The sequence below is a fragment of the Amycolatopsis sp. NPDC051128 genome, from assembly GCF_040682715.1.
Classification (GTDB): domain Bacteria; phylum Actinomycetota; class Actinomycetes; order Mycobacteriales; family Pseudonocardiaceae; genus Amycolatopsis.
On the sequence record NZ_JBFBBN010000021.1, the window covers coordinates 1 to 12980 of the forward strand.

Genomic DNA, 12980 nt, shown 5'->3' on the forward strand with positions numbered 1-12980 from the left:
CGTGAATGTCGCATTGAGGGACTCTGAGTCCCTCAATGCGACATTCACGGCTTTCCGTGGTCAGAGGGTGACGCCGAGCAGGGCGTCGACGGCGATGCGGATCAGACCGGGGGCCGCCGGGTCGGTGCCGTCGCGGCGCAGGGCCTCGCTCGCCCACGCGTCGATCGCCGCCAGGGCCTTCGGCGTGTCGAGATCGTCGGAGAGGTGGTCGCGCAGGCGGGCGACGGTGTCCTCGGCCGACGGTCCGGTGGTCAGTGAGACGGCCTCGCGCCAGCGGGCGAGGCGGGCTTCGGCGTCGGTCAGCAGGTCGGCCGTCCACGGGCGGTCGGCGCGGTAGTGCCCGGTGAACAAAGCCAGCCGGATCGCGCCCGGGTCGACCTTGTCGGCCCGCAACCGCGAAACGAACACCAGGTTCCCGCGCGACTTCGACATCTTCTCGCCGTCGAGGCCGATCATTCCCGCGTGCACGTAGTGGCGGGCGAACTGACCGTCCTTCGCCACGGCCTCGGCGTGCGCCGCGCTGTACTCGTGGTGCGGGAAGATCAGGTCCGAGCCGCCGCCCTGGACGTCGAACCCGAGGCCCAGCCGGTTGACCGCGATCGCGCTGCACTCGATGTGCCAGCCCGGGCGGCCCGGGCCGAGCTCGGACTCCCACGACGGCTCGCCCTCGCGGGCCACACGCCACAGCAGCGCGTCCAGCGGGTGACGCTTGCCGGCGCGGTCGGGGTCACCGCCGCGCTCGGCGAAGTACTTCGCCATCGTGGCGGCGTCGTAGTTCGACTCGTAGCCGAACTTCCCGGTCGCGGTGTGGTCGAAGTAGACGTCGGGGAACTCGTCGTCGTCCGCCTGGTACGCGCTGCCGTTGGCCAGCAGCTTCGCGATGACCTCGACGATCTCCGGGATGCTCTCGACGGCGCCGACGAACTGCTTCGGCGGGATGACGCGCAGCGCGGTCATGTCTTCGCGGAACAGCGCCGTCTCCCGCATGCCCAGCACGACCCAGTCGTCCTGGTCACGCTGGGCCCGCTCCAGCAGCGGCTCGTCGATGTCCGTGACGTTCTGCACGTAGTGGACCTCGTGGCCGTTGTCCCGCCAGACCCGGTTCACCAGGTCGAAGGCGAGGTACGTCGCGGCGTGCCCCAGATGCGTCGCGTCGTAGGGCGTGATGCCGCAGACGTACATCCGGGCGGTGGCGCCGGGCGCGGTCGGGCGGATCTGCCCGGTGGCGGTGTCGTGGAGCCGCAGCGGGCGGGGGGTGCCGGGGATGCGGGGCACGTCGACCGATGACCAAGTCTGCATACCTCGACTGTAAATGCTGCCCCCGGCACCCTCCCGCCCGGTGGGACTGGTCCCCCACGTGGAGTATTACCCCCGGCGCGCCGCGTTCGCCCTGATCGCGTCGCGGACGAACGCGCCGGCGCCGGGCCGCTGCTCCGCTTCCCTGATCAGGAAGCCGAGCTGCACCGGCTCGGTGACGTACAGCTCACCGATCCGCCGGTGCGTCTCGTACGAACACTCCCCCATGAACCGGGCGAGCATCGCGCGGTGCTCCTCGGCCAGGTCCATCGCCTCGGCGCCGTCCGGAGCACCGCCCGCGTCGAGCACCGCGGTGAGCCGGCGCACCCAGTCCGTCCGTACCGCTTCCCCGGCCGCCAGGTCCTCCTTGGACGGTGTGGCCGCACCCTGCCATTCGGGCGTGTCACCCCACCGCCGCGCGGCCTCCTCCGCGTAGCCGTCCGGCTCGCGGAACCCGCCGAACACTTCGAACTTCTCCTCGGGCGTCAGTGCGTTGCCCATGGCTCTCGCCTCCATCACGCGATCGACGGCCGCGACCATCCGCCCGAGCTCGCCGATGCGCGCCACCAGCAGCTCCCGCTGCCGTTTCAGGTGCGCGCCGGCGTCGATCCCCGGGTCGTCGACGAGGGTCGCGATCGTCTCGAGGGGAAACCCGAGCTCCCGGTAGAACAGGATGCGCTGCAGCCGGTCGAGATCGCCGTCGTCGTAACTGCGGTACCCCGAGCTCGTCCGCCCGCTCGGGCTGAGCAGGCCGATCTCGTCGTAGTGGTGCAGCGTCCGGACGGTGATCCCGGCCAGCGCGGCGACCTTGCCCACGGGATGCCCCATCGTTCCCCTCCCTCTCCGGCCGGTGTGGCCCTTGCGGAGACCACGGTGGCGCCTCACGTGACGTGAGGGTCAAGCATCACCCTTCCGTGGCCGCCGCCCGGTGGTGCGCGCGGTTAGCCTGATTCGATGAGCGCCGAGACCGTGGTGGGCAGCGCGGTCGTCGTGATCGCCCTGGTCACGACATTCGTCCGCGTCCTGCGCCGGACGCCGTCGGCGGGGAAGCCGAGCCCGGCCCGGCGATCTTTGCCGCGGCTTGTCCACGGCGCCGTTCCCCGCGAGCCCCTTTCGGCTGTGCGCCGCGGCGCGCTGCTGGCGCGGATCGACGAGACCTTCGCCGGTGGCCGGTTCTGCGTCCTGCTCGGCGGCTGCGGCACCGGCAAAACCCATCTCGCCGCCGCCTTCGCCCTCGACGGCCGCTCGCCCGTGGTCTGGGTGGCGGCGGGCGATCCGGCGAACATCGTCCGGACGTACGCCGAGCTGGCCGGGCGGGCCGGGCTGAGCGGCGGCGACGCCGAAGCGGCGGCCCGCGCGGGCTTGGCGTGGCTCGACGGCCTCGACGGCGCCGTCGTCGTCTTCGACGGCGCGACCGACCCGGACGCGCTCAACCGCTGGCTGCCTGCCCGCGCCCGGGTGCTCGTCACGACCACCGTGCCGGACTTCGGGGTCCTCGGCGGCACCGTGCCGGTGGGCGGGTTCGGCGAGGCCGAGGCGGTCCGCTTCCTCAGCGCGCGGTCAGGCCGGGACGCCGGCGAAACCGCCGCGGCCGACGTCGTCCGGGCGCTGGGCTGCCTGCCGCTCGCGCTGGCCCAGGCGGGCGGCGTGATCCGGCAGCAGCGGCTGGACTTCGCCACATACCTCGACCAGCTGCCGCACGTCACGCCGCGGGAACGGGAACCGGGCGAGGACCGCCCGGCCTGCGTCGACGACACCACGCTGGCCGCGCTGCGGACCGTGGCGGCCCAGGACGGCCTGGCCCTGGTGATCGCCGAGCTCCTCGCCGTGCTCGCTTCGCGGGGCGTGCGCCTCACGCTGGTCCACCGCGCCGGGCCGGACCCGATGGCGGTGGACGCGGCCCTCGCCGTTCTCGCCGCCGCGTCCCTCGCCGAATTCGACGTCCGCGGCGAGATCGTCACCGTGCACCAGCTCACCCGGCATGCGGTGCTGGGCCGGCTCCACGCCGAAGAGCGGCTGGCCCCGGCGCTGGACCGGGCGTTCGCCGTCGTGGAGACGGACGACGCGGCCGTGGACCTCGTCGACCACGCGGCCGCGCTGTGGCGGCACTTCCGGGCACTGCCCTCGGCCGAGCCGGCCCCGAGGCTGGAGCGGATCCTCCGGCTCCGGCGCCGGTCGGTCGACCTGCTGGTCGCCGCCGGCGCGTACCCGCGGGCCCGCGCCCTCGGCCGCGAAGTGCTCGCCGACCACGACGCCTACCTGCCCGCCGGGCACGATGACACCGCGCTCGCCGCCCGGTCCCTGGACCAGGCGGCGAACCCGCCTGCCCCGGCTCAGCGGCGCCGGGTGCGCAAGTAGTCGCCGACCACCGCCGCGCCGAGGCCGTCGAGATCCGGCGCCACCACCCGGCCGCCCGAACGGCGCGCGATCAGGTCCACGAACGCCGTCAACCGCGGATCGTCACCGAGCCGGAACACCGTCACCGACGCGCCCAGCTTCGCCAGCCTGTCCACTTCGGACAGTGTCTTGTGGAGCGTCTGCGGCTGCGGCGGGTAGTCGAAGACCGCCTCGCCGTCCGGTTCCAGGTGCGCCGTCGGCTCGCCGTCGGTGACCATCAGCACCACCGGCTGGGCGTCGGGATGGCGCCGCAGGTGCTGCCCGGCGAGCAGCAGCCCGTGGTGGGCGTTGGTGCCCTGCTCCCACGCGCCTTCCAGCCCGATCAGCTCCGGCAGCGCCACCGGCATCGCGTACCGGCCGAAGGTGATCAGCTGCAGCGCGTCGTTGCGGAACCGGGTGCTGATCAGCTGGTGCAGCGCGAGCGCGGTGCGCTTCATCGGCAGCCAGCGGCCTTCCTGCACCATCGACCACGACGTGTCGACGAGCAGCGCCACCGCCGCGCGGGAGCGGTGCTCGGTTTCGACCACTTCGACGTCCTCGACGTCCAGCCGGACCGACCGCTCCCCCACCGACCCACGACGCTTTGGGGGGTCCAGGGGGGCTTGCCCCCCGGCTGGGGTCCGGGGCTCGGCCCCGGAGAACATTGTGCGCAGCACGGCGTTGCGGATCGTCCGGGGCACGTCCCACGGCTGCATGTCGCCGAACCGCCACGGCCGCGACGCCCCGGTCGGCTCACCGGCCGCGCCCGCCGACTCGGTCTCGCGGTCGCCTGCCTTGCCCCGCAAGGCGTTCACGATGTCGGACAGCGCCGTCTCGCCGAGCCGCCGCAACGCCTTCGGCGACAACCGGAGCGACCCGTCGGCGGCGCGTTCGAACAGGCCCTGGCGGCGCAGCTCACGCTCCAGTTCGGACAGTCGCCGGGCGTCGACCCCGGCGTCCTTGCCGAGCTGGCGCTCGAGGGCTTCCAGGTCGATGTCCTCCAGCCGCGCGCCGGGGTAGGACTGGCCGAGCTGCTCGGCCAGCGCGTCCAGCTCGGCGAGATCCGCCATCGCCTGGGCGCCTTCGCCCATGCCCAGGGGGTTCTTGCCGCGGAAGCGCTCGGACGACGTCCAGTCCTCGCCCGGCCGCGCCGCCCGCAGCTGCGCGTCCAGGTTGGCCAGCTGCTGCGCGAGCCGCGGGTCGCCGAACGCCTGCTGGGTCAGCTCGGCCAGCTCCGCGCGCTGCTCGGCGGACATCGAGTTGAGCATCCGCTGGGCCGCGGCGGACCGGGCGGCGAGCGCGTCGATCAGCTCTTCGACGTTCCGCGGGTTCTCCGGGAAGAACTCGCCGTGCTTGGCCATGAAGTCGTCGAAGCGTTCCTGGATGTCCTCGACGCCCTGGGCGTGCGCGGCCAGGAGGTCGTTGAGATCGCCGAGCATCTCGTTGATCCGCTCGACGTCCTCGGGGCCCGCGTTCTGCAGCGCCTGCTTCATGCCCTGGAAGCGGGACTCCATCAGCTCCTGGCCGAGCAGATCGCGGATCTTCTGGTAGTTCTCCCGGCCCTGTTCGGACCGCCAGTCGTACTCGGCCAGCTCGTTGACGGCGGCGGCCGTGCCCGGCGGCAGCGCGTCCAGCTGCGCCTCCCGGAACCGGGCTTCGTCGTCCGGGTCCGGGAACAGCTCACGGCGTTCGGCGTCGAGGGCCTCGGACAGCAGGCGCTGGACCTCCCGCAGGGTGCCGTCGAGGTTGTTGCGCCGCTGGATCCGCGACCGGCGCTGCCACAGGCGCCGCGTCAGCTCGTCCAGCCCCGACGTGCGTTCGGTGCCCCGGCGCAGCAGCTCCTCCAGCGCGGACCGCGGCGACGCCCCGGCCATCACCTCGCGGCCGATCTCGTCGAGCGCGTCGCGCAGGTCGGCCGGCGGCGCGAGGGGGTCCGGCCCGTCGTGCCACGGGCCGTAGGAGTAGCCGTCGGGAAGCGGGACCGCGGTCATCGGCCGTAGACGGTCGTCGCGTCGTCGGAGTCCTTGGCGAGTCTCCTGGCCAGGAACAGCGATTCGAGGGCCAGTTCGACGGCGGCCGCGATCCGCCCGGCGGGCTCGTCGGCGGCGACGCCGGCGCGCTCGGCGACCTCGTGCAGCACCGGGAGTTCCGGCAGCGCTTCGAGGACGTCCTTGCCGGGCACGCGTTCGCCGGTGGCGACCAGATGGCCGTCGGCGACCGCGTCGGCCAGCGGCCGCAGGTCCAGCCCGGCGAACCGCTCGCGCGCGGTCTCGGCGATCGCGCGGCGCAGCAGGTGCACCAGGTGCTCGATCTCGCGGCCCTCTTCGCCGGGCTCGAACTCGATCTTGCCGCGCAGCACCGACGGGACGGCGTCGAGGTCGACCGGCCGCGCCACGGCCGGTTCTTCCCCGGTCAGCGCCGAGCGCCGCAGCGCCGCGGCCGCCACCGTTTCCGCCGCGGCGACGGCGAACCGCGCCGACACGCCGGACCGCTGGTCGATCACGGACGACTCGCGGAGGTTCCGGACGAACCGGGCGATGACCTCCAGCAGCGGCTCGCCGACCTCGGCGACCAGGTTCGCCTCCTGGCGCACGACGGCGACCTCCGCCTCGACGTCCAGGGGGTAGTGGGTGCGGATTTCGGCGCCGAAGCGGTCCTTCAGCGGGGTGATGATCCGGCCGCGGTTGGTGTAGTCCTCGGGGTTCGCGGTGGCGACGAGCAGGACGTCCAGCGGCAGCCGCAGTGTGTAGCCGCGGACCTGGATGTCGCGCTCCTCCATCACGTTCAGCAGCGCGACCTGGATGCGCTCGGCGAGGTCGGGCAGCTCGTTGATGGCGACGATGCCGCGGTGGGCGCGCGGGACGAGGCCGAAGTGGATGGTCTCGGGGTCGCCGAGGCTGCGCCCTTCGGCGACCTTCACCGGGTCGACGTCACCGATCAGGTCGCCGACCGAGGTGTCCGGCGTGGCGAGCTTCTCGGTGTAGCGCTCGGAGCGGTGGCGCCAGGCCACCGGCAGGTCGTCGCCGAGTTCGGTGGCGCGGCGGAGCGACGCGGGCGTGATCGGCCGCAGCGGGTGTTCGCCCAACTCGGCGCCTTCGATGACGGGCGTCCACTCGTCGAGCAGGCCGGCGAGGGTGCGCAGCAGGCGCGTCTTGCCCTGGCCGCGTTCGCCGAGCAGGACGACGTCGTGGCCGGCCAGCAGCGCGCGTTCGAGCTGCGGCAGCACGGTGCGGGAGAACCCGACGATGCCGGGCCAGGCGTCTTCGCCCGTGCGGAGGGCGGTCAGCAGGTTGTCGTGGATCTCTTGGGCGATCGGGCGCGGCTCGTACCCGGCCGCGCGCAGGGCCCCGGCGGTGCGGGGAAGAGCGTCTGGAACAGCGTTCACCCGTTCGACGCTACTGCCGGAACGGCGGCCCGTCGATGTGGAGCGACTCCAGCGTGGGCGCATTCCCGCGATGGGAGGGCGAGCCGGTAAAATAGGGCGTCGTGTGCCGTCCCAGTGCGACTTTCGCCGTCTGGTCCAGCGCGTGGCTGAACGGAGCCGCCGCCGCGGACGATGTGCTCGATGCCCTGCTCGCGTGGGGTGAGGCCCACGACGTGGTCGCCGCCGACGCGGCCGCGGCGGAGGCGTTCGCGCTGCCGCTGGCGTTCCACCGCGCGGCCACCCCGGTCCAGCTGCTGATGGCGCTGCGTTCGCAAGGAGCGAAATCCCTCCGGCTGGTGCTCCCGGTGCCGGGCGACGTCCGCGGCCTCGGCGGCGGCGGGCCGTTCACCGAAGCGGCGTTGCGCGCCGGCGAAGCGGTGGTGCTCCCCGACCTCGGGTTCGGGCTGGTGCCGGAGCCGATCGCCGAGGGACTGGTGCGCTGGACGGTCTACTCGCTCGCGGTGCCGGCGCCTCCGGAGTACCTGGCGCTCGGCGATGCCGAGCACGGGCTGACGGACGCGATCCGGGCCAGCGCGGGGGCCTTGCAGACGCTGGACGTGGCTTCGGACCGTCCGGGCGTGCGCGCCGAGCTGTCCGCGCACCTGCGCTCGCGCCCGAACGTCGACTGGCCGGCCGGCACGCCCGGGCGCGCGCTGCGCGTGCTCCAGCGGGCCGAGGAGATCGCGGCGATCCTGGTCGTCGCGTCGACCGACGACCCCGGCGGCGCGTTGTCGGCGTCGGCTTCGACGTTGCGGGCGCAGGCGCTGAGGCCGCTGTCGGACGCGGTCCGGCTGGCTCGGTGTGCCGCGGTCAACGAGGCGGTGCGGGTCTTCGCGGAACAGACCGCCCGCGAAGGGTGACGAACATCGAGATCCGCGCCGCCCGGCCCGCCGAGCTCGAAGCCGTGGCCGGGCTGAGGTGGCGCTGGGTGGCCGAACAGGACGGCTTGCCGGCGGCGGGCCGCGACGAGTTCGTGCGGGAGTTCGCCGCGTGGGCGCGGGAGAACGCGGCCACGCACCGGTGCCTGGTCCTGCTGCGCGAGGAGCAGGTGATCGGGATGGCTTTCCTCGCGATCACCGCGCGCGTGCCGAGCCCGCTGGTGTTCTCCCGGGCTGCCGGCGACGTCCAGTGCGTGTACGTGGTGCCGGAAGCCCGCGACGACGGCCTCGGCGGCCGGCTGATCGACGCGACGCTGCGCCTGGCCGCGGATCTCGGGCTGGAACGCGTCACCGTGCATTCGTCGTCGCGCGCCGTCCCGGCCTACGAACGGCACGGGTTCGCGGCGTCCCCGCACCTCCTGCAGACCGGCGTCAGCGGGCCGGGCGCTTCGCCGGTTCGCAGCACCTGATCGCGCACGGCGCGCCGTTGACCGTGCACCCCGCCGCCGGGAACGACGACAGCTTCCGCGGCTCCGCACCGTGCGTGTGCTCGCGGACCAGCTCCACCACCAGCTCCGCGAAGCGCGGGTCCGAACCCGCCGTCGCGGCGCGGGCGAACGCCATGCCGTGCTCCGCGGCGCGTTCCGCGGCTTCGTTGTCGAGGTCCCAGATCACCTCGAGGTGGTCCGACACGAACCCGATCGGCGAGACCACCACCCCCGGCACCCCCGAGGCGTGCAGCGCGTCGATGTGGTCGACGATGTCCGGCTCCAGCCACGGCACCTGCGGCGGCCCCGACCGCGACTGCCAGACGACGTCGTACGCGTCGAGGCCCGCTTCGGCCGCGACGAGCCGGGCCGCCTCCGCGATCTGGCTCGAGTAGCGGCGGCCGCCGGCCGCGGGTGGCCCCGAAGCGAGATCCGCGCTCTCCGGCACCGAGTGCGCCGTGAACACCGTGCGGATGCCCGGCGCGTTGCCCAGCGAGGCGTGGGCCGCACGCACGCCGTCGGCCACCGCCGCGACGAACAGCGGGTGGTCGAAGAACTGCCGCAGCTTCACCATCTCGGGGGCCGCGGAGCCGACCGCCGCGCGGGCGCGTTCGATGTCCTCGTCGTACTGGCGGCACGCCGAGTAGCCGCCGTACGCGCTCGTGGGGAAGACCAGGACCCGCTTGGCACCGGCCTCGGTGAGCGACGCCAGGGTGTCCTCCACCAGCGGGTGCCAGTTGCGGTTGCCGAAGTGCACCGGAAGGTCGATCCCGGCGGCCGAGAGCTGCTTCTCGACCGCGGCCATCGCGTCGCGGTTCAGCTGGTTGATCGGCGAGACGCCCCCGAAGTGCCGGTAGTGCTCGGCGACCTCCAGGAGCCGCTCGCGTGGCACCCCCCGGCCCCTGGTCACGTTCTCGAGGAACGGTATGACGTCGTCGGGTCCTTCCGGACCGCCGAACGAAAGCCACAGCAGCGCGTCGTATCCCACCCCGTCATCTTGCCGATGTGGCGGCCCGCACGCCGATCCGGGCTCGTTATGAATCGACCAGTCCAAAACACTGGTACGGTGGCCGCATGGCCAGGCCACGGGAGTTCGAAGAGTCCGCCGCCGTCGAGAGCGCGATGCACGCGTTCTGGGAACGCGGCTACGAGGCGACGTCGACGCAGGACCTGTGCGAGGCCACCGGGCTCGGACGCAGCAGCGTCTACAACACGTTCACCAGCAAGCGGGCCCTGTTCCGGCGCACGCTGGCGCACTACAGCGCTCGGGGGCTGGCCGGGCGGAGAGCGGTGCTCGAGGGCCCGGGCACCGCCGCCGAACGGATCGCGGCGATGTTCGCCGGACTCGTCGACGAAGAGCTGACGCACGACCGCCGCGGCTGCCTCGTCGTGAACACCCTCGCCGAGCTCGGCGTCCCCGAAGACGAGGTCGGCGAAGCCCTCCGGCGCGACGCCGAACAGCAGCTCGCCCTGCTCGGCGAATGCGCGCGGGAAGGCGTGCTCGACGGCAGCCTCCGGGACGGCCGCGACCCGGCCGCCGTGGCGGAGTTCCTGCTCAGCACCATCTCGGGGCTGCGGGTGATGTCCCGCCGGGGCGCGAGCGGCGAGGCCATGCACGCCGTCGCGGACCTCGCGCTCGCCGCCATCACCGCCTGAGAGTCACCACGACCGGAACAGCGCGATCGCTGCCCGAGTTTTGAACTGACCGATACATAACACTGGAGGTCCCGTGCCCCTGGCCGTCTTCGTCCTCGGGCTCAGCGTGTTCGCGCTGGGCACGTCCGAGTTCATGATCACCGGCCTGCTCCCCGGGATGGCCGCCGACCTCGGCGTCAGCATTCCCGACACCGGGCTGCTGATCTCCGCCTTCGCGATCGGCATGGTGGTCGGCGCGCCGCTGCTGGCGATCGGCACCCTGCGGCTCCCCCGCCGCCGGACGCTGCCGGCGCTGCTCGCGGTCTTCTTCGGGGCGCACGTCGTGGGCGCGCTCTCCACCGGGTACGCGGTGCTGTTCGCGACGCGGGTGGTGGCCGCGCTCGCCTGCGCGGGCTTCTGGGCCGTCGCCGCGGCGACCACGATCGCGCTGGTGCCCGTCGAGCGACGCGGCCGCGCGATGGCAGTGCTGGTCGGCGGGCTGACCGTGGCCAACATCGCCGGTGTCCCCGCGGGGACGTTCATCGGCCAGCACGCGGGCTGGCGGACGGCGTTCTGGGCGGTCGCGGCGGTGACGCTGCTGGCCGCGGCCGGCGTGGCCACGCTGGTGCCGGAGACGACCGGCGGCAGGATGAGCGTCCGCACCGAGCTTCGGCTGTACCGGCGCGGCCGGTTCTGGCTCGCCCTCGGCGTGATCGCCCTGTGCCAGGCCATGATCTTCGCCGCGTTCAGCTACCTCGCGCCGTTGCTGACCGAGACCGACGGCCTGCCCGCGGAGTGGGTCCCGGGAGTCCTCGCCCTGTTCGGCGTCGGCGCGCTCATCGGCATCACGGCCGGCGGGCGGCTGGCCGATCGCCGGCCCTTCGCCACGCTCTACGGCTGCGTCGGGCTCGCCTTGGCGTCGCTGCTCGTCCTGGCCCTCACGACCGACACGGCGGTCGCCGTGGCCGCCGTGCTCGTCTTCGGGGCCGCCGGGTTCGGCGCCAACCCGGCACTGAACGTCCGCACGTACGCGGTGGCCGGGGACGCGCCGACGCTCGTCGGCGCCAGCACGACGGCGGCGTTCAACGTCGGCAACACGATCGGCCCGTGGCTCGGCGGCGTCGCGATCGGCGCCGGCCTCGGCTTCCCGAGCGTGGCGTGGACGGGCCTCGCGCTCGGCGTCGCGACACTGGCCGCGCTCACGGTCGCGGTCGTCGTCCAGCGGGCCGACGACCGCGACCGGGAACCGGTCGCCGCGTGAAACTCAGATGCCGAGGGCGTGGACGCCGCCGTCGACCATGATCATCGAGCCGGTCGTGGCCGGGAGCCAGTCCGACAGCAGCGCGCAGACGCTCTTCGCCGTCGGGTCCGGGTCCGAGCTGTCCCAGCCGAGCGGCGCGCGGTCGCCCCAGCCGTCCTCGAGGTCCGAGAAGCCGGGGATCGACTTCGCGGCCATGGTCTTCATCGGGCCCGCGCTGACCAGGTTGACGCGGATGCCCTGCGGGCCCAGCTCCTTGGCCAGGTACCGGTTGACCGACTCCAGCGCGGCCTTCGCGACACCCATCCAGTTGTAGACCGGCCACGCGACGCGGGCGTCGAAGTCCATGCCCACGATCGACGAACCCCGGCCCAACAGCGGCAGGCACGCCTTCGACAGCGACATGAAGGAGTACGCCGAGACGTCGACGGCGGTCTTCACGTCTTCGGACGGCGCGTCGAGGAACGGCGCGCCGAGGCAGCTCTGCGGGGCGAACCCGATCGAGTGCAGCACGCCGTCGAGGCCGTCGACGTGCTCCCGGATGTTGTCCGCGAGGCCATCGAGGTGCTCCTGGTTGGTGACGTCCAGCTCGATCACCGGCGCGGGCTCGGGCAGCCGCTTCGCGATGGTCTTGACCAGCGACATCCGGCCGAAGCCGGTCAGCACCACCTTCGCGCCCTCCTGCTGCGCGATCTTGGCCGCGTGGAAGGCGAGCGACGCGTCGGTGATGATGCCGGTGATCAGCAGGCGCTTGCCTTCGAGCAGTCCGGGCACGGATCCTCCAAGTCTTGGTGAACGAGCTGTGTTGTCGGGAAACGCTGTCGGGAAAACGTTGTCGGGAAAACGTTGTCGAAGAACGCTGTCAGTGGCCGAGGCCGAGGCCGCCGTCGACCGGCAGCACCGCGCCGTTGACGTAGCCGGCGTCGTCCGAAGCCAGGTAGCGCACCGCGGCGGCGATCTCGGCCGGCTCGGCGTACCGGCCGGCGGGCACCTGGGCGAGGATCGCCTTCTTCTGGTCCTCGCTCAGCTCGCCGGTCATGTCGGTGTTGACGAAGCCGGGCGCGATGACGTTCGAGGTGATGTTGCGCGAACCGAGCTCACGGGCCAGCGAGCGCGCGAACCCGACCAGACCGGCCTTCGACGCCGCGTAGTTCGCCTGGCCGGCCGAGCCGGAGAGGCCGACGACCGAGGAGATGAAGATGAACCGGCCCCACTTGCCGCGGAGCATCCCCCGCGAAGCGCGCTTGGCGACGCGGTAGGCGCCGGTCAGGTTGGCGTTGATGACCCGTTCGAACTGGTCCTCGCTCATCCGCATCAGCAGCGTGTCGTCGGTCAGCCCGGCGTTGGACACCAGCACCTCGACCGGGCCCTGGTGCTCCTCGACGAGCTTGAACGCCGCGTCGACCTGCGCGGTGTCGGTGACGTCCGCCTGGACACCGAAGAGACCCTCGGGCGCGCCCGAACCACGGTGCGTGACGGCGACCCGGTGCCCCTGCTCGGCGAGGTCCAGGGCGATCGCCAGACCGATGCCCCGGTTGCCCCCGGTGACCAAGACCGACCGTCCCACAGCGTTCTCCCTCTTCGTCGACCGTGCGCCAGTGTCGGGCACGAGGTTATCGGCAGCC

Annotated in this window: 12 protein-coding genes; 5 read left to right on the forward strand and 7 right to left on the reverse strand. The window is 73.0% G+C overall.

Features of this window, described 5'->3' with window-relative positions; all coding sequences use genetic code 11:
* Positions 1-60: 60 nt before the first annotated feature.
* Both mshC and AB0M82_RS21935 read right to left on the reverse strand, forming a co-directional pair.
* Positions 61-1299 carry a cysteine--1-D-myo-inosityl 2-amino-2-deoxy-alpha-D-glucopyranoside ligase gene (mshC, locus tag AB0M82_RS21930; RefSeq protein ID WP_364724614.1) on the reverse strand — a complete coding sequence of 413 codons (1239 nt, stop codon included), beginning with the start codon at positions 1297-1299 and terminating at the stop codon, positions 61-63.
* A gap of 66 nt (positions 1300-1365) precedes the next feature.
* Positions 1366-2124, reverse strand: coding sequence for a MerR family transcriptional regulator (locus tag AB0M82_RS21935; protein WP_364724616.1), 759 nt, complete (start codon positions 2122-2124; stop codon positions 1366-1368).
* Positions 2125-2250: 126 nt separating this feature from the next.
* Between AB0M82_RS21935 and AB0M82_RS21940 the strand changes: the two genes are divergently transcribed.
* A complete protein-coding gene (locus AB0M82_RS21940; protein WP_364724619.1) occupies positions 2251-3654 on the forward strand; it encodes a hypothetical protein in 1404 nt (467 codons plus the stop codon).
* On the opposite strand, the gene AB0M82_RS21945 is transcribed toward AB0M82_RS21940, so the two are convergent.
* A complete protein-coding gene (locus tag AB0M82_RS21945; RefSeq protein ID WP_364724621.1) occupies positions 3630-5663 on the reverse strand; it encodes a VWA domain-containing protein in 2034 nt (677 codons plus the stop codon). The two genes, AB0M82_RS21940 and AB0M82_RS21945, sit on opposite strands and share 25 nt — an antisense overlap.
* Positions 5660-7057 carry an ATP-binding protein gene (locus AB0M82_RS21950; protein WP_364724624.1) on the reverse strand — a complete coding sequence of 466 codons (1398 nt, stop codon included), beginning with the start codon at positions 7055-7057 and terminating at the stop codon, positions 5660-5662. Before AB0M82_RS21950 ends, AB0M82_RS21945 begins: the two co-directional genes overlap by 4 nt.
* A gap of 101 nt (positions 7058-7158) precedes the next feature.
* On the opposite strand from AB0M82_RS21950, the gene AB0M82_RS21955 reads away from it, so the two are divergent.
* Together AB0M82_RS21955 and AB0M82_RS21960 are read left to right on the forward strand one after the other, a co-directional pair.
* A complete protein-coding gene (locus tag AB0M82_RS21955) occupies positions 7159-7956 on the forward strand; it encodes a hypothetical protein (protein ID WP_364724627.1) in 798 nt (265 codons plus the stop codon).
* Positions 7953-8444 (forward strand): GNAT family N-acetyltransferase, encoded by a 492-nt coding sequence (locus AB0M82_RS21960; RefSeq protein WP_364724629.1) that lies wholly within the window; start codon positions 7953-7955, stop codon positions 8442-8444. The genes AB0M82_RS21955 and AB0M82_RS21960 overlap by 4 nt, the downstream gene beginning before the upstream one ends.
* Here AB0M82_RS21960 and AB0M82_RS21965 read toward each other — a convergent pair.
* Positions 8407-9450 (reverse strand): ferrochelatase, encoded by a 1044-nt coding sequence (locus tag AB0M82_RS21965; RefSeq protein WP_364724631.1) that lies wholly within the window; start codon positions 9448-9450, stop codon positions 8407-8409. The two genes, AB0M82_RS21960 and AB0M82_RS21965, sit on opposite strands and share 38 nt — an antisense overlap.
* Before the next feature lie 86 nt (positions 9451-9536).
* Here AB0M82_RS21965 and AB0M82_RS21970 point away from each other — a divergent pair, with 86 nt between their 5' ends.
* Positions 9537-10118: a TetR/AcrR family transcriptional regulator gene (locus tag AB0M82_RS21970; RefSeq protein WP_364724634.1), complete on the forward strand. Its 582-nt coding sequence runs from the start codon at positions 9537-9539 to the stop codon at positions 10116-10118.
* A 73-nt stretch (positions 10119-10191) separates the two neighbouring features.
* Complete coding sequence (locus AB0M82_RS21975) at positions 10192-11358, forward strand: Cmx/CmrA family chloramphenicol efflux MFS transporter (RefSeq protein WP_364724637.1); 1167 nt, start codon at positions 10192-10194, stop codon at positions 11356-11358.
* Positions 11359-11361: 3 nt separating this feature from the next.
* Here AB0M82_RS21975 and fabI read toward each other — a convergent pair whose 3' ends face one another.
* Together fabI and AB0M82_RS21985 are read right to left on the reverse strand one after the other, a co-directional pair.
* Positions 11362-12129 (reverse strand): enoyl-ACP reductase FabI, encoded by a 768-nt coding sequence (gene fabI / locus AB0M82_RS21980; RefSeq protein ID WP_364724639.1) that lies wholly within the window; start codon positions 12127-12129, stop codon positions 11362-11364.
* An 88-nt stretch (positions 12130-12217) separates the two neighbouring features.
* Positions 12218-12922, reverse strand: coding sequence for a beta-ketoacyl-ACP reductase (locus AB0M82_RS21985; RefSeq protein WP_364724642.1), 705 nt, complete (start codon positions 12920-12922; stop codon positions 12218-12220).
* Between the last annotated feature and the right edge of the window lie 58 nt (positions 12923-12980).